At 37.3% G+C, this 24,616-nt stretch carries 28 protein-coding genes, 2 tRNA genes, 1 riboswitch and 1 other annotated feature; of the genes, 14 read left to right on the forward strand and 16 right to left on the reverse strand.

The features are described 5' to 3' along the window. Positions 1-44: 44 nt before the first annotated feature. Both JOD28_RS03385 and JOD28_RS03390 read right to left on the reverse strand, forming a co-directional pair. Positions 45-116: transfer RNA gene (locus tag JOD28_RS03385), tRNA-Glu, on the reverse strand. Between the two features lie 134 nt (positions 117-250). Then, complete coding sequence (locus tag JOD28_RS03390) at positions 251-934, reverse strand: YjjG family noncanonical pyrimidine nucleotidase (protein WP_204769475.1); 684 nt, start codon at positions 932-934, stop codon at positions 251-253. A 62-nt stretch (positions 935-996) separates the two neighbouring features. Between JOD28_RS03390 and JOD28_RS03395 the strand changes: the two genes are divergently transcribed. The 3 genes from JOD28_RS03395 (at position 997) to JOD28_RS03405 (ending at position 2,764) form a co-directional block, all read left to right on the forward strand. Beyond that, complete coding sequence (locus JOD28_RS03395) at positions 997-1,689, forward strand: cyclic nucleotide-binding domain-containing protein (protein WP_204769476.1); 693 nt, start codon at positions 997-999, stop codon at positions 1,687-1,689. A gap of 228 nt (positions 1,690-1,917) precedes the next feature. After that, positions 1,918-2,385, forward strand: coding sequence for a LytTR family DNA-binding domain-containing protein (locus JOD28_RS03400; protein WP_204769477.1), 468 nt, complete (start codon positions 1,918-1,920; stop codon positions 2,383-2,385). Continuing rightward, entirely contained in the window at positions 2,372-2,764 is a 393-nt protein-coding gene (locus JOD28_RS03405) for a DUF3021 family protein (RefSeq protein ID WP_204769478.1), read from the forward strand. The genes JOD28_RS03400 and JOD28_RS03405 overlap by 14 nt, the downstream gene beginning before the upstream one ends. 76 nt (positions 2,765-2,840) lie before the next feature. Here JOD28_RS03405 and JOD28_RS03410 read toward each other — a convergent pair whose 3' ends face one another. Then, the gene (locus tag JOD28_RS03410; RefSeq protein ID WP_204769479.1) at positions 2,841-3,419 is read right to left on the reverse strand and encodes an NAD(P)H-dependent oxidoreductase; all 579 of its coding nucleotides are present in this window, start codon (positions 3,417-3,419) and stop codon (positions 2,841-2,843) included. A gap of 62 nt (positions 3,420-3,481) precedes the next feature. On the opposite strand from JOD28_RS03410, the gene JOD28_RS03415 reads away from it, so the two are divergent. The 6 genes from JOD28_RS03415 to JOD28_RS03440 all read left to right on the forward strand — a co-directional run bounded on the left by JOD28_RS03415 (position 3,482) and on the right by JOD28_RS03440 (position 7,857). Then, a complete protein-coding gene (locus tag JOD28_RS03415) occupies positions 3,482-4,012 on the forward strand; it encodes a TetR/AcrR family transcriptional regulator (protein ID WP_204769480.1) in 531 nt (176 codons plus the stop codon). Positions 4,013-4,066: 54 nt separating this feature from the next. Then, on the forward strand, positions 4,067-4,225 hold the full coding sequence (locus tag JOD28_RS03420) for a hypothetical protein (protein ID WP_204769481.1): 159 nt from the start codon (positions 4,067-4,069) through the stop codon (positions 4,223-4,225). 100 nt (positions 4,226-4,325) lie between these two features. Next, positions 4,326-6,395, forward strand: a complete 2,070-nt coding sequence (locus JOD28_RS03425) for a DNA topoisomerase (protein ID WP_204769482.1) — start codon at positions 4,326-4,328, stop codon at positions 6,393-6,395. Between the two features lie 37 nt (positions 6,396-6,432). Continuing rightward, positions 6,433-6,702 (forward strand): hypothetical protein, encoded by a 270-nt coding sequence (locus JOD28_RS03430; protein ID WP_204769483.1) that lies wholly within the window; start codon positions 6,433-6,435, stop codon positions 6,700-6,702. Between the two features lie 205 nt (positions 6,703-6,907). Next, positions 6,908-7,345: a LytTR family DNA-binding domain-containing protein gene (locus tag JOD28_RS03435; protein ID WP_204769484.1), complete on the forward strand. Its 438-nt coding sequence runs from the start codon at positions 6,908-6,910 to the stop codon at positions 7,343-7,345. Continuing rightward, a complete protein-coding gene (locus JOD28_RS03440) occupies positions 7,342-7,857 on the forward strand; it encodes a DUF3021 family protein (protein ID WP_204769485.1) in 516 nt (171 codons plus the stop codon). The genes JOD28_RS03435 and JOD28_RS03440 overlap by 4 nt, the downstream gene beginning before the upstream one ends. Positions 7,858-7,957: 100 nt before the next feature. Here the strand turns inward: JOD28_RS03440 and tenA are convergent, their stop codons facing one another. The 4 genes from tenA to JOD28_RS03460 are packed head-to-tail and all read right to left on the reverse strand — an operon-like array spanning position 7,958 to position 11,280. Then, entirely contained in the window at positions 7,958-8,626 is a 669-nt protein-coding gene (tenA, locus tag JOD28_RS03445) for a thiaminase II (protein ID WP_204769486.1), read from the reverse strand. An 11-nt stretch (positions 8,627-8,637) separates the two neighbouring features. Then, complete coding sequence (locus JOD28_RS03450; protein WP_204769487.1) at positions 8,638-9,300, reverse strand: energy-coupling factor transporter transmembrane component T family protein; 663 nt, start codon at positions 9,298-9,300, stop codon at positions 8,638-8,640. Beyond that, entirely contained in the window at positions 9,297-10,706 is a 1,410-nt protein-coding gene (locus tag JOD28_RS03455; protein WP_204769488.1) for an ABC transporter ATP-binding protein, read from the reverse strand. The genes JOD28_RS03450 and JOD28_RS03455 overlap by 4 nt, the downstream gene beginning before the upstream one ends. After that, entirely contained in the window at positions 10,699-11,280 is a 582-nt protein-coding gene (locus JOD28_RS03460; protein WP_204769489.1) for an ECF transporter S component, read from the reverse strand. The genes JOD28_RS03455 and JOD28_RS03460 overlap by 8 nt, the downstream gene beginning before the upstream one ends. Before the next feature lie 151 nt (positions 11,281-11,431). Next, positions 11,432-11,520: riboswitch (TPP riboswitch) on the reverse strand. Positions 11,521-11,745: 225 nt separating this feature from the next. Here JOD28_RS03460 and JOD28_RS03465 point away from each other — a divergent pair. Next, positions 11,746-12,270 (forward strand): dihydrofolate reductase family protein, encoded by a 525-nt coding sequence (locus JOD28_RS03465; protein WP_204769490.1) that lies wholly within the window; start codon positions 11,746-11,748, stop codon positions 12,268-12,270. 31 nt (positions 12,271-12,301) lie between these two features. Here the strand turns inward: JOD28_RS03465 and JOD28_RS03470 are convergent, their stop codons facing one another. The 3 genes from JOD28_RS03470 to JOD28_RS03480 form a co-directional block, all read right to left on the reverse strand. Beyond that, positions 12,302-12,826, reverse strand: a complete 525-nt coding sequence (locus JOD28_RS03470; RefSeq protein WP_204769491.1) for a GNAT family N-acetyltransferase — start codon at positions 12,824-12,826, stop codon at positions 12,302-12,304. Positions 12,827-12,834: 8 nt separating this feature from the next. After that, the gene (locus tag JOD28_RS03475; RefSeq protein ID WP_204769492.1) at positions 12,835-13,389 is read right to left on the reverse strand and encodes a GNAT family N-acetyltransferase; all 555 of its coding nucleotides are present in this window, start codon (positions 13,387-13,389) and stop codon (positions 12,835-12,837) included. An 87-nt stretch (positions 13,390-13,476) separates the two neighbouring features. After that, a tRNA-Gln gene (locus JOD28_RS03480) sits at positions 13,477-13,547 on the reverse strand. Between the two features lie 110 nt (positions 13,548-13,657). On the opposite strand from JOD28_RS03480, the gene JOD28_RS03485 reads away from it, so the two are divergent. From JOD28_RS03485 to JOD28_RS03495, 3 genes are all read left to right on the forward strand, one after another. Beyond that, on the forward strand, positions 13,658-14,161 hold the full coding sequence (locus tag JOD28_RS03485) for a phosphatidylglycerophosphatase A family protein (protein WP_204769493.1): 504 nt from the start codon (positions 13,658-13,660) through the stop codon (positions 14,159-14,161). A gap of 108 nt (positions 14,162-14,269) precedes the next feature. Beyond that, the gene (gene nagA, locus JOD28_RS03490; RefSeq protein WP_204769494.1) at positions 14,270-15,418 is read left to right on the forward strand and encodes an N-acetylglucosamine-6-phosphate deacetylase; all 1,149 of its coding nucleotides are present in this window, start codon (positions 14,270-14,272) and stop codon (positions 15,416-15,418) included. Continuing rightward, the gene (locus JOD28_RS03495) at positions 15,415-16,122 is read left to right on the forward strand and encodes a GntR family transcriptional regulator (protein ID WP_204769495.1); all 708 of its coding nucleotides are present in this window, start codon (positions 15,415-15,417) and stop codon (positions 16,120-16,122) included. The genes nagA and JOD28_RS03495 overlap by 4 nt, the downstream gene beginning before the upstream one ends. 215 nt (positions 16,123-16,337) lie before the next feature. Here the strand turns inward: JOD28_RS03495 and JOD28_RS03500 are convergent, their stop codons facing one another. The 6 genes from JOD28_RS03500 to JOD28_RS03525 form a co-directional block, all read right to left on the reverse strand. Next, entirely contained in the window at positions 16,338-17,033 is a 696-nt protein-coding gene (locus JOD28_RS03500; protein WP_204769496.1) for a methionine ABC transporter permease, read from the reverse strand. 2 nt (positions 17,034-17,035) lie between these two features. Beyond that, positions 17,036-18,115 carry a methionine ABC transporter ATP-binding protein gene (locus JOD28_RS03505; RefSeq protein WP_204769497.1) on the reverse strand — a complete coding sequence of 360 codons (1,080 nt, stop codon included), beginning with the start codon at positions 18,113-18,115 and terminating at the stop codon, positions 17,036-17,038. 39 nt (positions 18,116-18,154) lie between these two features. Then, the gene (locus JOD28_RS03510; protein ID WP_204769498.1) at positions 18,155-19,486 is read right to left on the reverse strand and encodes a M20/M25/M40 family metallo-hydrolase; all 1,332 of its coding nucleotides are present in this window, start codon (positions 19,484-19,486) and stop codon (positions 18,155-18,157) included. A 70-nt stretch (positions 19,487-19,556) separates the two neighbouring features. Then, a complete protein-coding gene (locus JOD28_RS03515; RefSeq protein ID WP_204769499.1) occupies positions 19,557-20,402 on the reverse strand; it encodes a MetQ/NlpA family ABC transporter substrate-binding protein in 846 nt (281 codons plus the stop codon). Positions 20,403-20,443: 41 nt separating this feature from the next. Continuing rightward, the gene (locus JOD28_RS03520) at positions 20,444-21,295 is read right to left on the reverse strand and encodes a MetQ/NlpA family ABC transporter substrate-binding protein (RefSeq protein ID WP_204769500.1); all 852 of its coding nucleotides are present in this window, start codon (positions 21,293-21,295) and stop codon (positions 20,444-20,446) included. A 117-nt stretch (positions 21,296-21,412) separates the two neighbouring features. Continuing rightward, positions 21,413-21,680, reverse strand: a binding site (T-box leader). A 44-nt stretch (positions 21,681-21,724) separates the two neighbouring features. Continuing rightward, positions 21,725-22,399, reverse strand: coding sequence for a YoaK family protein (locus JOD28_RS03525; RefSeq protein ID WP_204769501.1), 675 nt, complete (start codon positions 22,397-22,399; stop codon positions 21,725-21,727). 180 nt (positions 22,400-22,579) lie between these two features. Here JOD28_RS03525 and JOD28_RS03530 point away from each other — a divergent pair, with 180 nt between their 5' ends. Next, positions 22,580-24,424 (forward strand): DUF2207 domain-containing protein, encoded by a 1,845-nt coding sequence (locus JOD28_RS03530; RefSeq protein WP_204769502.1) that lies wholly within the window; start codon positions 22,580-22,582, stop codon positions 24,422-24,424. Positions 24,425-24,616 lie beyond the last annotated feature (192 nt).

Here is a 24,616-nt window from a genome sequence, read left to right on the forward strand (position 1 = left end):
TTAATCACAACATAAAAAGCCGCAACTGAAGTTGCGACTTGATATAGCTCGTGAGAGAATCGAACTCTCGATTCCGCCGTGAAAGGGCAGCGTCTTAGCCACTTGACCAACGATCCATGGTCAGTGATGTCTGATATTTATCAGAAAAATATACTATAGTATCAAGTTTTTGGTCACTCGTTAATACGTTTGACATGACTTTTAAAATAATAACCAACTAGTATAACAAAACTGCGTTTTGACACATATTTTACTTGGTGACAATATCCAAAATATCTTGGTAATTCTGTGCAATGTATGTCGGTTTTATAGTCAATTGTGGCTGATCATTGTTGGGATTGAACCAAATACTTTTCATATTAACCGCTGAAGCGCCTTTTATATCAGCAGATAATTTATCACCAACCATAACTGTGTTGTCAATTGTTAATCGGGGATCAACATCTAGGATATGTGAGAAAAATTGTGGCTGAGGCTTGTTAAAGCCGATTTCCTCTGAAATGAATACCTTATCAAAATACTTTTGAATATTGGCACCAGCTAATCTAGCATACTGTGTTTTAGCTAAGCCGTTAGTCCCGACAATCAGTTTATAATCACGTTTTTTTAAATTGTCCAAAAGCGTTGTTGCACCTGAAATGACATGATAATTATGATCGAGTTTCGTGCGATACATCGCTTCTAATTGTTGACCATCACTTTGAATGTCAAAATGTGCCAATGTATCCGAGAATCTAGTATTCAATAGGGGCTGACTATCATAACCCTGTTCAATTTTTTGCCAAATAGTCGCGTTCAATGCAAGGTAGTATTCAAATGCGACCTCTAAATCTGGCACACGTTGCGATGTTAAAATGTCGCGTACGCCTTCGTATTCGCCACGTTTGAAGTCTAAAAGCGTGTCATCTAAATCAAATATGATGTTTTTAATCATTAGTTGGTTACTTCCATTCAATAGTTTATAATAGTTATCTGATATAGATAAGTATACTGGATATGCTAAAATTAACATATGCTATATCACACATTATTGGTGGGACAATGATTGATCAAATGACTATTGACAACGCTAACTTAAATTTTCTACCAGATGACGTATTTGCTGGCAGTTATTTAGCCTATTTTAAAAATGATGACGTTATCACGACTTCTGAGCCGACAGGTGAGGCTGCTAAATTATATTACTTAATAGCCGGTCGTGCTAAAGTTATCGCATTGTCTGATGAGGGGGAAACTAATTTAGTTCAACTTTTATACCCCAATGATTGGATAGGAGAACTTGAATTTACGGCACAACAAACAACTGCAAAACAAGTTACTGCAATCGGTGACAGCGTATGTATTTGTATTCCCAATCAGATCGTCAGAGAGTATTTATTAAACCATGTCGGCTACTTACAGCATATTAATCAGTATCTAGTAAAAAAATTATTGGCGCGCACAAATATGATGATTACGAGCCGTACTTATGAATTTAAATATCGCTTAGCAACGTTTATCTTGGATGATTCGTATGACAATTTTTATAGTGAACCCCATACTTTAGTGATGGCGTACTTAGGGGTAAGCTACAGACATCTTTTATACACATACAAAGTATTTGAAACAGAGCAACTATTATTTAAAGTAGGCCGAAATCAATACCGACTTAACGCTGATAAACTGAGAGAATTCTATCTTAAGCCCTAGGATACTTAAATAAAAATTGAGTTAGGCCAGGTTTATGCGTCAATATTAAACTAGAAGTGACGTGTCAACATAACCTTGAAAACTAACCGCTTATCACAAAAGCGGTTTTTTTAGTGTCTTAAATTGCTAAGATAAAAGCATAAACGAGACAAAGGAGAGATGACATGCATCGTGTTCAGAAAATCGTATTTTTGGTAAAATAGTAGCATTGTAGTTAGGAGAAGAAATGTGGAAATAAAAATCACAGTTGACGAGGCAATGGCTGGTGTTGAAGTTGCTATAACAGGTAATGATATTGAACAGATGACTGCGATTGCCAAGCAGATACAAAATAAAAAAGTCGAAACAAATAAATTAGTGGTTAAAACAGGTGATGGTATTCAGGTGGTGACACAATCAGATGTATTGTTTGTTGAAAGTTTTGGTAACGAGTTATCAATGACCTGCAATAATAAACAAACATTAGTGACGCGGAAAACGTTGAAACAGTTTTTAGCTGGTGATACGGCGCAATTATTTGTTCAAATATCGAAATCGATGGCAATAAACATGAATGCTTTAATACGTATGGAAGCCGCATTTTCTGGTAATTATTATGCTTTTTTGACAGATGAGACACGAGTGACGGTGTCAAGGCGGTTTATTAAAGGTATTTTAAAGCGGTTAGAAGGGGGTACGGAAGATGAAATATTTTAAAGCAGGCATGATCTATTTACTTGTTGGTGTTGGTATTGGATCCTTTATTTCATTACTATCATTTACGCTATATCAAGGGACACCTTCGATCAAACAGTTTCTTTTATTAATGACGATGAGCGCGGTAATGGGGCTATTGTCTTTGATATATGAGCTTGATAACATGACGTTTGTGACACAATTGATCAGTCATCTGATTCTAGAAATGCTGACCTATGGGTTCTTCATATGGCTAACTTTTGGGAGTGTTATGATTGCATTGACAAATATACCAACATTTATTATCAGTTATGTGATTATTTTCGTTGTTTTTAGAAAACAAGGACAAGCTAATGCAAGACGCATTAATCAGCAGTTGGCAGATAAAAGACAAGGGTAGCTTATGATAAAAAAGCATTGCAATGGGTCTGTTGCAATGCTTTTTTTAATAATACTAAAATGTCATATCCGTTAATTTATATTTTTTGAGTATACTGTTCAATTTTTTTCAAAAATTTTTGTCTCTGTGTTAAATTACTGCTACGAATATTTGGTGAAATAAGATATTGTCTTACCTTTATGCCACACATACTTTCTAAAACTTGTGTTTTTAAAACTTTACCATAATCTTGCTGAACAAACTTAACCATAAGTTTAGGTGTATCATGGGTTACGATAATGCTGGCCGATTTCCCTTTCAGTAGTTTATTAGGTAAGATTTTTTTAGTAGAATAGGAGTAAGCAAAGTTTTGAACCAAGACACGGTCAATAAAGCCCTTTAAAATAGCAGGCATGCCACTCCACCAGATAGGAAAAATAAAAATGATATGGTCACTCCATGAAATAGCTTCCCTGTAAGCTTTTGTTTCTTGATCATATTGTAAATGCCTTCTTTTATGTATTTTATCAAAATAAAGAACGGGATCAAATTTTTCTTTATACAGATCAATGACACGCGTTTGATGACTATGATTAATGTTTTTAATCACAGTATTTAAAATGTCACCATTGAGACTTTCATGATGTGGGTAGGTATATATAATTAATATTTTCATAGGACTAGTATACATTATCATATTGTGATGTCACTGAACAAAAATAGGAAAAATGGTGATTTATGAAAAAAGAAACGACAAAAAAGCTCATTGTTGCTTTGAAAATATTGACTGAGAAAAAATTATTAGATGAAATATCCGTCAGTGAATTGACAAATAAAGCAAAAATAAACAGAGGTACTTTTTATTTATCTTATGATGACTTTAATGATTTCATTCTTTCTATAGAGCAAGAACTGTTGGTTGGTTTTAAGAAGAAACTCATTTATGATTTTGTAGCCTGTGGTTTGGGTGAAGGAATGGTAAATATATTCAAATATATTGATGAAAATATGATAATTTTTAAAATAGTCATGTTAGATGGCTTATTTTTGAAGCAATTTGACGAGGCAATCACAGCGTTTATTAGAAAATATAATTGCTTTAATCCCTCACTTCCTAACGAATATAGTCAAGCACTACTATTAAACTCAACAGTTGCTATTATAAAAATATGGGTTTTTGAGAAAAAACCAAGAAGTGTTAAAGAGATAACAAATATTTTTTATAAAACCAGAACCCTCTCTCCCATAAATCTAGTGACATCAAAATGATTTGTGCTATGATGAAACTACCGATATTAATCACCTACAATAAGGAAACTAGTCATGAAAAAGAAGACCATTGGCCGTACTGATTTGGATAACACCCTAAATGAGATCACATCTCATCCAGAACGTGGATTGGGGTTGCTTGGCGTTAAGGGGATCATTGGATTAATGATACTTGTCGTATTGGCATTGATTGTGTATATTCTGGCGCAATAAGATATCTTGGGTTATGAAGCTTAAGACAAGCATGCAAGACCTCCCTGCAATCTGTTAAAATTAAAAAAGATAATTCAAGAAAGATATGAAACCATAACTTATGCCTAACTACCTTATTTTAACTGAAAAGCCATCAGCTGCAGCCAATTTTGGCAAAGCATTGGGTGGCAAAACAGGAGCATTTAACAATTTCACCTACAAAATTACCAATCTTCGTGGACACGTCATGACGTTAAAAGATCCCGAAGAAATGGTCTCTGAAGACTTGAAAAAGCAATATAAATCTTGGTTAGTCAAGCATTTACCATGGGATTTAAATGATTTTTCCTGGGAACGAACATATATTCGTCAGCGTAATATGCGTACTGGTAAAGTTGAATCGACTAAAAAATTAATTGATGATCTTAAAAAAGAAATTAAGATGGGTTATGATGCCATTGTGATTGCAACCGATACGGATCCGTCAGGTGAAGGAGAATTATTGGCTTGGGAGGCATTAGACGCGATTAAATGGCGTGGGCAAGTGCTACGAGTTAACTTCATGGATGAATCTGCAACAGGCATTAAAACAGCCATGGCGAATTTGCGTGATGTCTCAGATAAGCAACAAGACGGTGAGTATATTAAAGGCGAGAGTCGTAATCGCTGGGATTTTGCATCAATGCAACTCACGCGAATCGCGACAACTGCTGCCAAAAAACAGGGATTTAAAGTTGTTGCGCGTGAAGGCCGTTTAAAATCAGTCATTGTTTGGCAGATTTATGCCCAATTACTAGCGATTAAAAATTACGTGAAAAAGCCTTACTTTGAAGTTAAATTTAAGGACCCAGCTGGGCATATTTTTGGTCGTGTGACACCGGATGGTGATGTCATACCTTGGCGTTTTTCAACAAAAAATGATGCGCAAAAGGATATGGCGCAATATCATGAGAGTGCGGTTGCCAATGAAAAGCATCAAACACGTACGCAGGCACCAGGAAAATTACTTGATTTGGCAGGATTAGCTGCTATTTTAGCACCTCGTGGTTTCTCGTCAAAAGAAGTTTTGAGCACCTACCAAAAAATGTACGAAGCACAAGTGGTGTCTTATCCACGGACAGAAGATAAAACTGTCACGCCAGAACAATTTAATGAGTTATTACCTAAAATTGACCAAATTGCAGCACTTGTCAATGTTGATACTGTGTTACTTACGCATCGCCAACCACGTCCAACACACGTCAAAAATAAAGGCGCTCATGGCGCCAACCGACCAGGTGAAAATGTACCAACAAGTTTGGCAGGTTTAACTAAATTTGGGCCAAGCGCACAAGCAATTTATGATATTTTAGCTAAAAACTATCTAGCCATGCTTGCTGAAGATTATGTCTATGATCATGTGACAGCTGATTTACAAGATTATCCATTATTTAAAACAGCTTTTAATATACCAATCGAAATGAATTTTAAAGCAGTTTACGATTCTCAGCGGGCGATTAAGGTTGAAGAAGATATCGAAGATGATAACACTGGGCAGTTAGGACCAATTGCGCAACCGTATTTGTATGAGGGTGCGAATAAAAAGCCACAAACACCGACAACTAAATGGATCATGGCGTTTTTAGAAAAGCATCATGTCGGGACAGGTGCCACACGAGTATCAACCTTATCTGACATGAGTCGCGGTACAAAAGCTATGATCAAAGAAACACGCGGCAAATTAACGTTAACTGAAACAGGGAACGTCTCAGCGGTGATGGTCAAAGATACATGGATTGCGTCACCAAAAATTACCAAACGACTATTTGAAATGATGGACCAAGTCGGTCAATTTGAAATAACAATGCCTAAATTACTTGATTCGATCACACAGGTTGTTGAACATGATATGCCAATTATGTTGTCAAACGCTGACGACCTTGAATCCTTATTAGGAAAGCCGAAACCCGCACCAAAAAGACAAGTTACTGAAAAAATAACGGGCATATTTAAAGGTGAGGAAATTACCTTTGCCAAATCGTGGAGTGGACATACTTTTACAGATGATGAGCTGGCTAAGCTATTAAATGGGGATGAAATCAGTTTTGATGCGAAGTCAAAACGTGGTAAAGCATATACTGCGAGTGGTAAAATGGCAAAACAAACATTTAAAGGCAGTACTTTTTACGGTTTTAAGTTGAATCCAAAGTGATGAACTGTTATGGTATTTATAAGGGGGGAAGTAAGACATGGCATTTTTAAAAAAGCAACAGGATCTACTATCATATTTAGAAACAATTCATTTAGACGCTGGTGTGGAGCAAGCGTTGGTTGACCGTGCAATTGTACAATTAAAAAAGAAGACCTATGAGCGTAGGGTGATTGTTGATCTTGCATCTGGGTTCCGGCAGTTAGCGTTAGAACAAAAAATTTCTAAAGCAGGTTTGGCGCTATATACTAAGTTACAAAAGCCACATATTGGGGATGATGTTGGTTTAACTGCGGGATTGTGGTTTTAAAAAAACGATGTAAGTCATAAAATATTTGAACGCCTTCTGTCTCATCACAGAAGGTGTTTTATTTTGTAGTACTAGCCAGATAATAAGCTATTTGGACCAACTAGAAGCAAATATAACCCATGTAGTTGATTAAGCTATTATGATTAAGCGCCTAGTATGATAATGATTATAGTCAAAAAGAAAGGGAAACTGTTGTGCTAATGTTATGGATATACAAATTGTGATTGATAAGAGCATAGGCGAAGATTCTATTATGTTCAAAGTAAAAGAAATGACACCAGAGTACACAAAATTAATTGAGCAACTACAACATTTACCTTATAGACTCATTGGGTCAAAAGGAAATAAAAAATATCAAATTGATTATGTGTCGCTTCTAAAGATAAATGTTATTGATAAAAAAATATATGCAACAACTGATGACAATCAAAATTTTATATTATCAGAGACGCTTAAAGAACTTTCAAACAAATTGCCAAATGAATTTCTGAGAATTTCAAACTCTGAAATTGTCAACGCAAATAAAATTGCATCACTGGAATTAACATTTGGTGGAAAGATAAAGATATTTTTAAAGTCAAATCAAGTGACGTATTCTAGTAGAGGCTATTTGAAAGAAATAAAGGGGTATTTTGGACTATGAAAAAATTTAAACAAATATTGACAGTTGCGATGATGAGCATTGGTATATGTACGACGTTAAGTGTGTTTCTCTATTTAACGCTTGGACGGGGTAGTTTTAATTTTATACAACCATTTACAATGATGCTTTCTGATCCAATATACAATGCAACACTTTCTATTCTTATCTATGCTATTTTTGGTGTATCTGTTTTTACAGCAATCAATTTATTTAAAGATCAAAATACGAGTACACAAAGGCAGCATAAAAATATTATCAGGCACTTTTTAATCAGTACGATGACATTTGCGTTACTTGGTTTTTTAACGAGTTTTCCGGTTGGTACACCGTTAAATCATGTGTGGGCATATTATTATGCCAGTGGTTTGACAATAACTAATACGATTGTTAATATTTTGTTGATACCTGTTGTTGAATCACTCGTGATTTATTTATTAGTTTATCTTGGACTGTGGTTATTCTATCGTCATCAAATAAAACAATTAAATCAAATAATTAAATCAAATAATTAAATCAAATAATTAAGTCTGAAAAATAGTTTTAAACAACAAAAAATAGGTTAGTGTGCTTAGAAAGATGATCTGCACATTAACCTATTTTTTTACATGATTTTTAAAAGTCAAACTGCCATTGTGTTTGTTTCCAAGCAGCTTCCCAGAAACGCCATTCCATTTCTAAACTTTTCAAAAATGTTTGGGCGACATGTTCTTTCTGGCTGTCGTTAAGATTAGCAACGGCACGTTCTAATGCATCAAAACGCCAAGCATTATAATCAATGTCATCATTTGCTTTTGGTGCATAGATTTCAATCCATTCTTTGAGTGGGTTGGCATCGTTATTCGCACCTCGTGCAACCAGTTCGCAGCCAATCACGCCATAACTCCAAGCGCAAGGTAACAAAACAGCAATCGCATCAGCGTAGGTACCATGATAAGCTGATGTATACATGTGATCTGTATAGAGTTGTGTCTCTGGGCTACGCCGCCAATTTTCTATATGATGACCCGTAACATTTAACATGACTTCATGCGCTTTTGATTCATCACTGACAAATTGCGCTGTTTCTAAAAGCCGCGCAATATCGTCTGCATCAGTTGTTTTTGTGACTGTGAGTGCAGTGACCTGTAAATAGTCTTTAAGATAATGTTCATCTTGTTCAACGTAATAGTTTAATATATCGTCAGGAACGTTTCCGTCAGCAATACTTTGAACAAATGGGTGTGACATAATCGCGTCCATGATAGGTTGCGCTCGTGTTAATACGTCTTGTGAAAAAGTCATAAATGATCTCCTCAGTACCAACGTGGTACTAGTAATAATTGAAAAGCAATTAAAATAATGATGAGCCAAAGCCAGTCTTGCTTTTTAATTGTCACAACATTGAGGTGTGTGCGTACGGCACCTTCTGTGAAACCATGGCTAACCATACCTTCAGCTAGATTTTGCGACCAACGGATGGCCGACAAAATTGCTTTAAAATAGAGCTGTGGTTGCCAAATGTGCAGTGTTTGACCGCGCATCTGAGAAGCAACACGAATTGTCTTAATCTGTTGGCTGACAGCGGGCATAAAGTTTAAGACACCAACCAAAGCATAAACGAAGGTCGCACTAAGCTTAGCTTTTTGTTCAAGTGTTGCTAAGAAAATATCACGTTCATCGTTGATTTTAAGCGTAAATAGACCACCTAACCAAAGATATGCAAAGACACGCGATAGCATCACCCAAGCCATGTGTACATGATCACCCGTGCCAAAGTACATCAGCGAAAACCAAGAACCAAAACCAGGTAGCAATGGTAATATGAACAGCCATAACCATTGTCGCCAGCTGAGTTTAAGAAATAGGTATAAAAAGGCGCTAACACCAATAACAATAATATTAATCGTGACACTTTTTATAAAGGTAAGTTCTAATGCAATAATCATAACTGTTGTAAATTTTATAAGTGGATTCATGAGACACCGCCTATATAACTTAATTGCTGGTTTTCAAATTGCAAATGATAATCAAACCAGTCTGTTACAGCATGTAATTGATGACTAATCATAATGATCGTTTGATGCTGTCGTGTTGCAAATTCAGCAATAACATTAAGCATGTTTTGCTGTGAGATATTATCAAGACCAGCCAGGGGTTCATCAAATAACAATGTTGGCGTACCGATGATTAACATGAGTAATACCTGTAATTTTTTTTGTTGACCACCAGATAGTTGGTAAACAATATGGTCACGAAGTGCGTCCATATTAAGTTGTGATAAAACCTGGTTAATCGTATCATCTGACCAAAGGTCAGGTGATTGACTGAGTGTTTGAGCTTGTGTTAATTCTTCCTCTACGGTCATGGCGACAAATTGCTGTTCAGCATTTTGAAATACGAGAGCAACATCTTTAACATGTTTTGCTATTTTTCGCTTAGCAATATTTTGTTGCTGGTAAGTAATGTCACCACTGTATGGATGCAATTTAACAAGAGCGGATAATAATGTTGATTTACCGACACCGTTTGGACCAGTAATCAGAATACGTTTTCCTTTTGGAAATGGGAGTGTTGCTGACGACAAAAGTGTACGATCGCCGCTACTGAGTGAGACAGATTCAAGCGTGATAATACCTTTTTTTTCTGAAGGAAGATCCGCATGAATAGCTGGTTGACTTGGTACTTTTTCTAAAATCTGTTGCCGTTCATCAACTAGTGCGTTATGCAGGTGACCATCTGTCATCACAAAGATGTCATCAATGGCGTCTGTATAGCCACTCCAGTCGTGGTCTGTTATGACAATTGTTTTACCTTTTTTTTGATATGCTTTGACAACATCAATGAGTTGTAATCTGGCAACTGGATCGACATTGGCAAATGGCTCATCTAATAACAAATAATCACTATCTGCTGCTAGAACAGCTGCTAGCGCAACTTTTTGTTTTTCACCACCTGATAAATTCAACAAATCATGATGCATAAATGCCGTCATGCCAACTTTTTCTAAAGCTGTCAGAATGCGTGCTTCAATTTCATCAGGATTAATTTGTAAATTTTCAAGGCTAAATCGCAATTCTTCAAAGGGCGTTTTCATGACAAATTGGCGTGTTGGATTTTGAAATAGATAGCCAATGTGAGCCACACGTTGGTAAGGTACAATGTCATGAATGTCGTAGCCATCGAGTGTTAACTTGCCAGTCAGTGTACCATCACTAAACGTTGGATATAAACCAGATAGTAATTTTAACAGCGTAGATTTACCACTACCACTTGGGCCCACTAGTAAGTTAAAACTGTTGGGTTGTAATTTGAGTGAAATATCGGTTAACACTGGTGTTTCGCGATAGGCAAAATTCACATGGTCAACCACTAAATCAGTCACGGCGCAAAACACCAGCCTTCTCAATTAGCTTTTGGATAGCGACAACTAGGACACCGCCAAAGAACAAAAGTGATACAAAACGTGTTAAGAATAAAGCAATTAGCATACCAATATGGTAAGAACCATAACCATCACGGACAGCAGACCATATAAACGTTATGATTGTTCCTGTGATTGCTGAGGCAAAGATACCACCCCATCCCCAATTTTTATAACCCAAAACCGCGAAACCTGCTTCGTTTCCGATACCTTGAACAAGGCCAGATAACAAAGTTGCGACACCCCATTGACCGCCGAGTAACATTTCAACAGCAGCAGCAAAGAATTCGCCCAAAACACCAGCACCAGCTTGACGAATTAAGATACTAGCAAGTGGTGCAGCCATCATCCAACCACCGAGAAGTATTTCGTTGGCAAATGGTGCCAAACCGAGTGGTGTGAGAGCAGCTGATAGTAAATTATAAATTGGACCTAAGACCCAAAAAATAAAACCGATAAAAACAGCGACGAATGCCAGTAACAACACATCACGAAGTGCCCAACGTGTTGACTTTGACTTTGAAATAGTTTGCATAAAATTATGCCTCCAGAATTTTTTTGTAGTTGTTATTTTATGTCTGGCATACGAAATGGTTTAAAATTGAAATCTTTCTTTGTATTGGTTTGTTTTATGGCAAATAAAAAACGCCTGGTTCACTTATGAGCCAAGAGTTTGCCTAGTACAACACCAAAAAGAGCAATTCTCCCTTCGCTGGTGTTAACCAGATCAGGTTCAATGGGTGTTTCTCAGCCAAAGGCACCCCAGATTGTTAATATTAAACTACAAGTTAAATTTAACATATTTTTCCCGTTAATGCAAAGATATTTATCAATTTATATTGTTATAACAATGAAGTTAATCGTCAATATGTTATAGTAATTTTAGTATATCGAATTTGTTATATTCGAAAGCAATCGAAATAACATGATTTGGATGTTTGAGGACGTGTAGTAATCTATTTTTTAACAAATAGATTGTAAAGAAAGTGGTGGTATATCGATGCGTAAAATTGTTTTTTATGGTGCAATTAGTTTGGATGGTTTTCTGGCTGATGAAGAGGATGACTTACAATGGTTGCTCGATACTAATTTAGGTGGCAAATCAACCTATGAAGCTTTTGAAGAACAAATCAGCACATTTGTTATGGGGCGTAAAACATTTGAAATTGCCCAGCAACTCATGGGGCAGCAAGCGCTTTATGCTGGTAAAGAGAAAGTTGTGTTTTCAAGACACAACCTAATTGATCAAAAAGACATAACCTATGTATCAGGGGATGTGGTGTCAATCATCAAAAAGTATCAACAACAATCTGGTGATAATATTTGGATTATTGGCGGTGGCAGTATTTTAAAACCGTTGCTTGAAGCTAATATGATTGATGAATTTTGGATACAAATTGTGCCGATATTACTAGGTCAGGGCAAGCGATTGTTTGAACCTGGAAATTATCGATACCGTTTGCAGACAGTTGATACAACGCAACTTGGTGAAATGACTGAAATTCATCTTAAAAAGGTGGACTAAAACGTTATTAAACCCATGTACATGATAAATTTTAGGTAAACTCAGTGCGCAAAATACCATACTTGACGGAATCATAATAAGTATCTTGCCAGTAGCGTACTTGTCGAATCGTTCCTTCATGTAAAAGACCAATTTTTTCACTAACACGCATCATACCGGCATTGCCAGACCATGTTGTTAGACCGATATGCGGTAGTGCTGCATGTTGTGAAAACAATTCTGCAATCCAAAGTTTGACAGAGGTGGTGGCAATACCTTTACCCCAGTCACTTTTTTGATAGATGACGATACCAATTTCCAACCAGTGTTGAAGGGAACCATCAGCCCAATGGGCAGAAACCTCGCCAACAATTCGATGATTATAATAAATTAAACGGTGATGTACACTATCGATTAGCTTATACGCTTTTTGTTGAAATGCCTCCCATGTTGGGATAGGGTCGCGAAAATAAGGCCCATTAAAGGCCATCCAAGTGCGATCGGCCAACGTGCCATATTCGATGTCATAAACGTGTCGCATTATTTCCTGTGAAAACGGTTCAAGTGTGATGTCCATAAGCGCTCCTAGTCATTTGTATTGTTGTTGAAACGTACGTAGACGTTTAAATCTTTGTAAGTATCACGATAACGAATTTGATCTTTGAGTGTCGCTTCAAACGTGAAGTTTAGTCGCTCAGCGACTGCTATGCTTTTATTATTTTCACTATCTGCTTCTAGTATGATCTTATGTATTGCTAATTCACTAAATGCAATCGATATAAGGTGTGATACAGCAGTGGTTATGATGCCTTGTCCTTGTACTGTTGAGGATAACCAATAGCCAATTTTGGCAGTGCGGTTGATGTGATGTATGTCATGAAGATCAAGCATGCCAACAGGTAGACCATCAACAAGAATTGTGAGTAGGAGTAGATCAGACTTTGCATTTTGTGTGCGTGAATAACGAATAAATTGACGTTCATCAGAAACATTAAGGGTTGTATCAGCCCAAGGCATCCAACGAGACAATGCCGTTCGATCATGTGTAATCAATGCAAATAGTGCTTCTGCATGACGTTCTTCTGGAAAATCGAGCGTAACATCATGTGTGCCAACTGTAAATTTTGAAAAAGTGAACATAAATAGGCCCTTCTAGTAAAGCTTATTATACGCGTATGTCACTAGAAAAAGGCAATAAAAAAAGCGATCCATTGATCGCTTTTTTTATTGCCCCTGCTGGATTCGAACCAACGATAGTGGCACCAGAAGCCACCGCCTTACCGCTTGGCCAAGGGGCAATTACTCTAACTATTTTACAGAAGTTTTGTCATTTTTGCAAGTCTAAAAATGACCTTTGTTAAATATTCTTTTTTTGTATATACTAGATAAAACAGTAGGGGGAAAAAATATGCAATATGCAACTTATGAAAATACAGTCGAAAAGTTAAAGCGTCACAATATTAGCTTGCATGACATCGCAATTATTGGATATGATAGCGAGCAGTCCTATTTACCAGGACTAACCATTGAGCAGGTTGAAGAGGCAGTCATTAGTATCTTACACAAGCGTGTGGTGCAACATCAGATATGGGTTGCTTTGGAATTAGATCGTTTAGCAGAAGCACACTTGTTAGAGTCACCATTACAAGATTTGGTGGAAAATGATGATACGTTATTTGGCGTTGATGAAACATTAGGGACAGCTATTGCAATGTCTTTTGACACAATTGGCGTGACGAATTATGGCTACATTGATAAGATAAAGGTTGGTTTAGTTGGTGAATTAGATCGTAAAGGAAAAACGACGGAAGCAGTGACAACCTTTGCAGATGATATTGTTGGTGCATTAGCAGCTGCAGCTGCCTCTAAAGTGGCTCATAAATATGCTGCCGGTACAGGAAAAGAAAATTAAATTTGCAAAATCGGTCTATACCAATTATAATGAGGTTAAGAATAAATAGGAGGAAAAGCAGACGGGCGCTATTGCGTACAGATAAGCTCGCTTGCTATCATCTATATCATGGCTAAATTATTGCAGCATATTGATCTTTACACAGGTTCAAAACATATGGTAGACGCGTATATACGCTTTACAGATGTGATTCATGATGTTGGTTATATGGTTGATTTTACGCCAAAAGATGATGATGAATTGATTGTAGAAGCAATAGGGAAACTTGTCGTGCCTGGTTTTATTGATGTTCATAAACATGGTGGGTATGGGTTAGATACTATGGATGGTGATGCTGAAAAGCTCAATGACATGGTTAACAAAATGGTCACCGAAGGTATTACCTCACTATTTCCAACAACGATTACGCAATCACCTGAAAACATCGAACGTGCGTTGGTAACAATTAATGACGTTGCTAAAACCAACCCAGTTATTCAAGGGATTCACTTAGAGGGTCCCTTTATCAATAAAGTCTTTATGGGTGCACAACCGGAAGAATACATTATTGATCCTAATACGGCATTGCTTAAAAAATGGTATGCTTTATCTGGTGAGCGTATTAGACTGGTAACTTATGCACCAGAAAATGGTGGTATGCCAGACTTTGAAGCCTTTATGTTGGCACATCATATTATACCTTCAATTGGTCACTCCAATGCCACACGTGCACAATTATTGCATTCACGGGCGACACATATAACACATTTGTACAATGCACAAAGACCATTACACCATCGCGAACCAGGAGTAACTGGGCATGGTATGATAGAAGAATCAATAACAGGTGAGTTGATCGCCGATAGCTTTCATATTGTTCCCGACATGTTGGAAATTGCTTTTCGTTTGAAGGGTGCACATCATTTAGAACTCGTAACAGATTCGATGCGTGCTGAAGGATTAGGAAACGGCGTGTCAGAACTTGGTGGCCAAAAAGTGGTGGTTCAGGATAAACAAGCGCGTCTTGAAAATGGTCATTTAGCTGGCTCAGTACTAGCCTATGATGATGCGTTCCGTAATATACAGGCATTTACATCTGCGGATATTAACGATGCTGTACAAATGAGTTCAGTTAACCAAGCACGTGAGTTTGGCTTAACGCAAAAAGGCGACCTATCTTTTGGAAAGGACGCAGATTTTAATATTTTTAACAAGGAAGATATGCAATTACAGGCAACCTATTCATTGGGCCGCCGATTTGCTCGGGAAAATTTATGACAAAACCTGTCACACCACGTTATATTCAAATTCATAATCAAATTAAAGCACGTATTGAGGCGGGTGAATGGGTTGCACAAAAACGGTTACCTGCTGAACGCGAATTATCAGAAACTTTTAATGTATCGCGGATGACTTTGCGACAAGCCATTCAAACATTGGTGGATGAAGGCTTATTAGAACGAAAAGTTGGTTCTGGTACGTACGTTGCAGAAAAAAAAGTATCTGAACGTGCATTAGGTATGACGAGCTTCACGGAACTAATGGCGGCTACGGGACGTGTCGCAAAAACAAAAACGATGAGTTATAAATTAACATCACCCTCGGCTTCTGAAACTATGCGGTTACAGTTGGCGGATGGGGAAGAAGTGTTAGTTATGGAGCGCTTGCGCATGGGTGATAATGAGCCTATTTTATTGGAGCGGACAACGTTGCCGGCGTCACTAATTGCTACCTTTTCACGTCGCGATTTAACAGAATCTCTTTATGTAACGTTAGAAAAAGCGGGGATTCAACCTGGGCGTGCAGAACAAACGATTTCAGCCACTTTGGCGAATGAACGTTTGTCAGAACTGTTACAAATCAAGCGTGGCGATGCTATTTTGAATGTACGACAAGTATCATTTGATCAAAATGAGCGTCCATTTGAATATGTGCGTTCATATTATGTTGGCGAACGTTTTGAGTTTACATTAGCACGGTGAATAGTTTTGTTGAAATATATGGAAAATAAAGTTTTTTGGATAGGAATAATTATCATTTTTTTAGGTCAATGTTTTGCTATACCTAAAGTGTTAGAGTTATGCTTGATTGCCATTCTGATGGTATTAATTTTGGTAATACGCTTGTACATGAAAAATAAAAAACGAAGCATGCGTTGATGCTTCGTTTTTTATTTGATTTATGACGATACAACTAGTTATTTGTGGCTCAACTTTTTTGCTAAATAATCACCAATCAGTTGAACAACAAGCACGAAGATCAAAACGAGTAATGTTGCCACAAGTGTTGTATCTGTGGCAAAACGATTATAACCATAGGCAATTGCCATGTTACCTAATCCACCGGCACCTATAGCACCAGCCATAGCTGTTAAACCAATGAGACTAATCAAAGTCACTGTTGACACGCGAGCAATCTCAGAACGTCCTTCACGTAAGTAGACACCAAAAACAATATCCCAAAATGAAGCACCGACAGCTTGTGCTGCTTCAACAATACCACTATCAACCTCTGATAAGGCAACCTGTATTTGACGAGCGTAAAATGGAAAAACGCCAAGAGCTAAGGGAACCAAAGCAGCGGTCGTACCAATTTGCGTACCAACAACCAGTTTAGTGAAGGGTGCGATGAACGCTAAGAGGATGATAAATGGAACAGCACGGAAAATTGAAACGACCTTATCAAAAATCCAGAATGTCCATTTATTGGGGGCAATGCCGTTTGGTGCTGTGATAATTAATCCAATGCCGAAAATTAATCCGAGTAGGCCACCAAAAATAGCCGACCAAAAAGTCATATATAGTGTTTGTACGATTGAAGTCCACCAGCCGGTGTCACCAGTCCAACCTTGATAAACAACGTTTGGAAATGTATCTGAAAACCATTGTGTCATAATTATTTACCGCCTTTTAATATTTCAATTTCAACATGATGATCGGCTAAAGTAGATATGGCTGCTTTAATTTGATCATCTGTACCTGATAAAATGACTAGTAATGAGCCAACAGGTGTATTTTGCAAAATTTCAACATTGCCATATAAGATATTAGCTGTGACTTGGAAGTCACGAAATAGACTAGCAATCAACGGTTCATCAGTGGTATCACCAACATATGATAGGCGAATAAACAATTCATTTTCATGAAGATTTTTTACCAATGGTTGGGCGGAAATTGTTGCAATGGCTTTATCAATATTTGTTGCTGTTTCGATGAATTCCTTCGTTAATTGTTGCGTAGGTTTGGCAAAGATTTCAAGCAATGAACCACGTTCAATAATTTCACCATCTTGCATGACAGCAACTTTGTTAGCAATCTCTTTGACAGCTTGCATTTCATGCGTAATTAGGACAATCGTCAACCCAAGTTCTTCGTTTAACTTTTTTAAGAGACTGAGAATTTGGTTCGTTGTTTTAGGATCTAAAGCTGACGTTGCTTCATCAGAAATTAAAATTTCAGGGTCATTAGCTAAAGCACGAGCGATAGAAACACGCTGTTTTTGACCACCCGACAGTTGGGAAGGGTATTGTTCAGCACGGTCTGATAAGTTAACTAAGGCCAGTAGTTCAGCAACTTTTGCCTTTTTTTGTTCGGCGTTTAAGTCGCTATGCTTTAAGGCAAACGCCACGTTTTCAGTGACTGTACGTTCGTTTAATAAATTAAAATGCTGAAAGATCATACCAATTTTACGACGACGATTACGTAGGTCATTTGTTGTGATGCGTGTTTTTTTATTGGCTTTTTTATCAGATTGAAAAAAAGTTTCATCATTAACAACGACTGAACCATGAGTGGGTTCTTGCAGCAGATTAATGACACGTACTAATGTTGACTTACCGGCACCAGAATAACCGACAATACCATATACGTCGCCACGATTGATCGCAATAGAAACATCTTTAACAGCTTCAATGGTACGTTTTTTTTGATAAAATGTCACATCGATATGGTTTAGTGAAATTATGGGGTTACTCATTTATTTACTCCTTTTTTTAAACCAACAGTATGGCGATTATCAAGACACATAACTTTTGATAAGTGTTTTGATGACATCAATATGTTGGTTATAATCCGCTAAGCGAATATTTTCATTTGGTGCATGATCTTTTGTATTAGCGTAGCCAACACCAAGACTTGCAATTGGTGCTTTTAAAGCTTGATGAATGATCGCCATAGGTCCTGTACCTGGTGATGTTGGGATGACAACAGGGGCGACATGATAATAATCAGCCGCAACATCTATGACACGTAAGATCTCTGGATCAGACATGTCACTACGATAACCAGGCTGCCCCAACGTCTTAGTGATGATAATGTCAGATAAACCTGCTGCTCGTAAGTGATCAGAGATACGTTGTAAGGTGAGGTCTGGGGACATATTGGGTACCAAACGTGATTCCAGTTTAGCTGTAGCCGTGGCAGGTAAAACAGTTTTAACACCAGTACCATTATAACCTGAGGTGATACCTTCTATGTTAATTGTTGGTTTAAAATATAGGGTTTCTTTAAGGTCATCACCATTTCGGTCAGAATAAAGAGGTGCTGTTAAACCATGTTGGGCGATAAGTGATTCTCTTGTCAGAGGTAACGCCTGTACAAGTGCTTTCTCACGATCGTTTGGTGCAATCACATCATCATAAAAATGTGGCACAGCGATATTGCCAAGTGAATCAAATAAGGTAGCAATAGCACGTGATAGTCGCATTGGTGCGGAATCTACAACGGCAGCAAGAGATGAGTGTAGATCATTTGCTGCCGTTGTGACAGATAGGTCGAAAGTCACAATACCTTTATTCCCACCAAATATTTCAATAACATCTTCGGCATTTTTACCGCCAGATTCCCAAATTACGAGATCAGCTTGTAACTGATCTTGATATTTAGCTAAATACTCTGTTAAATAACGTGAGGCGGTTTCTTCTGATCCTTCAACAATGAAAGTGATGTTTATAGGTAGTTCTTGATTATTTTCAGATAAATATTCTGCGATAGCCGCTAATCTTGCGGTGAGATTACCCTTATCATCATCGACACCACGTCCGTACAATTTGCCATGATGCGTAGTCAAAGTCCAAGGATTAGATTGCCACAAATTTAGTGGTTCGGCTGGCTGTACATCATAATGGTTGTAAATAACCACTGTTTTTGCATTAGGCTTTTGGCTGAAAAATTTAGCTACAACAAAAGGTGCAAAATAAGTATCATCATAGATTACTTGTGCGCCAAGTTGACGAAATGCATTTGCAATAAGGGTTGCAGTTTCTGGCAAGTTGGTTTCGAGTGCTGAGACACTAGGTATCGCAACAAGCTGTTCCAGGAGTGTCATATATTGTTGACGAATATTCATCAGATTTTCTCCTATAAAAGACGTTCGTTATGTACCTGCAAAATAAATTGCAGATTGATCATTCATGTTGTTATTTTTTATAATCCCAAACAGTAATTTGGGCTGTACCATAAAACTTTTTAACAAGTGATTTTGTTTTGTCTGTTTGTAATGACTTAACAACGTCTTTATAAACTTGCTTATCTTTGTCTTTTTTGTTGGCCGCAATAAAGTTAAAGTATTGTTGAGAATCCTTATTTAACTTTTCAACGTAAATAGCTGAGTCGACATCTATTTTAGCTGATTTGGCGAAGTTCGTGTTAATAACAGAAGCACTTATAGTTGGGTCTTTCAAAGAAGAAGCTGTTTGTGAGGCATCAACAGGCGTCACTTTCAAGTTCTTAGGGTTAGATGTAATATCTTTTGGTGTGGCCTTAGTGGTGTCCTTAACTTTAATTAGACCTGCTTCAGCCAAAAGGTGAATACCACGGTTTTCGTTAGTTGGATCATTTGAAACTGTGATTTGATCACCAGATTTTATATCAGACACGTTTTTGTATTTGTCAGAATAGATACGCAATGGTGTGGTCCAAGTGTCACCAATAGAAACAATGTCTGTTTTGTATTGGTTATTCCAGTTATCAAGGAATGGATAGTTTTGGAAAGCATTTAAATCAATATCCCCTGATGATAAGGCTTTGTTTGGTTGTAGGTAATCAGTAAACTTTTTTGTTTTTAATGTGATACCATACTTGTCTTTGGCAGTCTTTATAACTGACTTCCAAATTTCGTCTTCATTTTTATCACCCGCCATCACACCAATTGTAACTGTTTTATCAGCTGCTTTGTTGCCTTGGTGACCAAAAATCGTATAGGCGCCTGCAGCAATGACAACAACAGCAACACCTGCGATAATCCAATTTGTTTTTTTACTCATAACTTGATTCCTTTCAAATTAACGATATGACTTATACGTTATTACTTACTAAAATCTTTACCCCAAGCGGCTAACTCAACACCATCATAGGCTTTGTTGATTGCATCTTTTGTGGCTTGTGTTTGATATGCCTTAACAACATTTTTCAAGTTAGTTTTGTTCTTATCTTTTTGTTGGGCAGCAATAATATTTACCCATTGGTGAGAATCCTTGTTAATCGGTTCAACAAAGATAGCCTTTTTATAGTCTAATCCAGCAGTATCAGCGTAAGTACCGTTAACAACAGCGCCTTGTACATCACTCAATGAACGGGCTGTTTGATCAGCAGCTAATTCTTTGATTTTTAAGTCTTTCGGGTTTTTTGTAATATCTTTAACGGTGGCTGTCGTCAAGCCTGGTTTGAGATCAATTAGACCGGCTGCTTTCAAAACGTAAAGCGAACGGCTTTCGTTTGAAGCATCGTTTGGTACAGAAATCGTGTCACCAGACTTGTAGTCTGATATTTTTTTGTAAGTATTTGAATACAAACGGATTGGTGAAATCACAGTGTCACCAATAGCGACAATTTTGTCACCTGTAGATTTGTTAGACGCATCAAGGAAAGCGTAATGCTGAAAGGCATTAATATCAATATCCCCAGCAGCTAACGCCTTGTTAGGTTGATTATAGTCTGAGAACTGTTTGAATTTTAAGGTAATACCATATTTGTCTTTAGCTGTTTTAGCCACTGTATCCCAGATGGCTGTGTCTTGCTTAGAGCCAGACATAATACCTACCTTAACGACCTTACTATCTGTTTTTGATTCTGACTTGTGTCCAAAACTGGCATAACTAATACCACCAATGACAACGACAGCAGCGCCGCCAATAAGCCATCCTGTTAATTTACTCATGATTTATTCTCCCAAATTTTCTTCTGTGAAGTGTCAATGATTTTAGAAAAAACGTGTGAAAAGTGGCGCGTGACTAGTGCATTATTTGGTCAAAAAAGCCGCTTCTGTACACTTAAATACAGAAGCGGCTAAAAAAGCGCGTTACCATTCTGAGTTGTAAGTTATCATTACCAATAACTTGCTCACTAACCATCAGATATCGGGAAATGACCCTAGTCGAATGGTGTGCCCAGTAACGAGGGCCAAACCGTTGTTAACTAAATGGTAAACCAATTCGTTAACACCAATCACAGGTCATTTTCACAATCTCACGCATGCTAATTTTCATCAACCATTAGCTTTCTAGGTTTTGCTTAATTGTTACTTTTCTGTTCAACTTGTTTATTCTAAAATCGTTAATATTTATAATACCTACAAGCTGAACATTTGTCAACTATTTTCTTCTGAATGATCAAAAAGTAGAAAAAATATACCGAGTAAAATGATAACTGAACCAATTAAAGTTGTTTGTCCAAGATATGTTGCTAAAAATGCTGACAGGAAAGCACCAATCAGGAACGCTAAAATAATGACTGAGAATAATCTCACATTTTTTAGTGCTGTAGGATTTTTTGTGTAATAGTATTGCACTAAATTAACACCGACATTTCGTAAATTACCCGTTGACATGACGCTTGTAAATGGCAAACCACGTACTCTAGGAAAGGCGTCTAATTGAATAGCTAGGAAAAAGGAAATTAACGTGATGAAAACGGTACTTGATATATGATCGTTAATAGCAATGATGATGCTAATACCTATGATTTCAACTAGCAAACTATGCTGTTTACTGGATAGTTTTTTTTCCGTCAATCGATGCCTAATAATGCCATTGAATGCGGCGCCTAGTAGGAAAAATAAAATAGGCATAAAAAAACTTAAAGAACCATTGAAATCTTTTCTAGCAAGCGCAATACCTGCTTGAATAATATTACCTGTTTGTAAACTGGCAAATCGCTCAGCATGATAGTGGAAGGTATAGGCATCAACGAATCCAGAATTAGTTGCTAATAACAAAGCAATTTTCAGTCGTTCGTCAGTTGGGTGTTTGGCATGTTCGGGCATAATCGATGTGTTAACAAGATGGTATCAATCGTGATAACATCTTGTTATTCCTTTCCAAATGAAATGAATTTCTGGTATGTACGTGTGAACGGTAACAAATGTGGTTAGTTTGTGTCATCATTGGTTTTAAAAGATAATTTTGATATACTTTTGTATAACATGGACAATGAGAGGGAGAAAATGAAAACCATAGCAAAATTGACAATGGCTGTATTGTTTAGTTTGTTAGTTGGCATAAAAGTTGTGCAAGCAGACTATCATATTACCAATTATCAACAACAAGTGCAAATTGGTCAAGACGGGACCGCTAAAATTGATAAAACCGTGACATATAAATTTGATGATGACATGAATGGTGTGTACCTTAAAGAAAAGCTCATGCGTTCCAATAGTGGTGGTCAACCGTATCAATGGGGTGGTATGCAATCAGTGGTCATCTCAAAAAATGGTGGTCAATTTCAATCAGTAGCTGTACACAAAAACGGTTCAGACATTGGTTATGTCGAATCAAAAACAGACACACATGTGCAAGAAAAAGTTTATTATCCGATTAAGGCACATGACAAAATAATTGTAAAATATACTTACCAACTGAAAAATATTGTTATCAATTGGGACGATGTCGCTGAAATTAATTGGCTCATCATTGACGATTGGGATCGGCCACTCAAGCAGATTAAGATTGTTGTGTCGCTGCCACAAAAACCAGCGAAAACACTTAAAGGTTGGGTTCATAGTGGCGCGAAAGGTCAGATTGATGTCGATAAGGAAAATGCTCGCCTTGTCATCACTGCATTTGATGTGAAAGCAAATGAAAAACTAGAATTGCGGGCATATTTTGATAAGGCGCAAACACCTGCAAACACTAATATACAAGCGGGTCAACGTGCTAAAACAATTTCTCAAACTGAAGCTCAAAAAGCAATTAAGCATAATCAAAAATTACGTCTCATTGCTATTTTTGGATTTATTATCATACCAGTTATTGTTTTAGGAATGGTCATCTTGACATTATGGGACGTGTTTCATATTAGAGCAAAGTTACGCCGAGCAAAACAACGGAGTGGCGTTGATCAAACAGCTGTGCATATTTATGAATTACCAAATGATCTTGGTCCAGCAATTATTAATGATAGAATTCAACAACGAGCAGAAATGCCGCAAGTTATTGTAGCGACTTTGATGGATTTGATTGCGCGTCGAAAAATTACGATCACCTATCAAGACGTGCGTGATGTGGATCAGGCACTTTACCAGGTTATTAATGAAGATAACTTGGCTGATTTTGAAATGAGTTTTATGACGATGATTTTTGGTAAAAAACGAGAACCAGTACATCAAGATGATTTTCAAAAACCAGAATCACGCGTCTCGAGACGTATTCGCCAAAAGATAGGACAATTCCAACGTGATGTGGCTGACGAGTCGATCAAAAAAACAATTATTGATGCGCGTACGACGCGGAAAATGACGCATGACAAAATTGCGATCTTGAGCGTATTGTCATTTATTAGTGTTAGTGCAATGATTGCTTTAATTGTGATGGCAAATTACAGCGATATTTGGCAATTGTGGCTTGTATCAGGTGCGATACTGGTTTTGAGTAGTGCGAGCTTAGTGATGTTAGGTATACAATCCACGACATTTTTTACAGAGCCTGATGGTTTTGTAGAAAAGTGGCAATGGGCTGGTTTTGCGTCAATGTTACACGATATTGCTAAACTAAATGATAAGACTGTATTAGATGTCCAGTTGTGGGATAAACTATTAGCATACGCTGTGATTTTTGGTGAAGCAAAAACAGTAGCTAAAACACTCAAAGTTTGGGCAAATGATATGAATATATCGACAACGTCTTTGCCTGTCTATATGATTTATAGTAGTTTTGGTATGAACTGGTCGTCTAATTTGACGAGTCATATCCAAACAGATGTGAGTTTTGATAGTAATGTGTCAGGCTCAGGTGGTAGTTTTTCAGGTGGTTATTCCGGCGGTGGCGGTGGTGGCGGCGGTGGTGCTTTTTAGGGGTGTTAAAGTGATCATTTATTTTCTGCAAAACCTTGCACCGAAACAACTGCTTTGGTACAATTGACTTATGATAATTCCTGAGGGAGTAACTGGCGGATTTTCCGCGATAATACCGTCAAAGCAAGCAAATCAATTTTGCTTATATCGAACGAGACTAGTTCCGGTACTATCTTAAATGGTGAGACTCAT

It is taken from the genome of Leuconostoc rapi, from assembly GCF_016908715.1.
In the GTDB taxonomy this organism is placed as follows: domain Bacteria; phylum Bacillota; class Bacilli; order Lactobacillales; family Lactobacillaceae; genus Leuconostoc; species Leuconostoc rapi.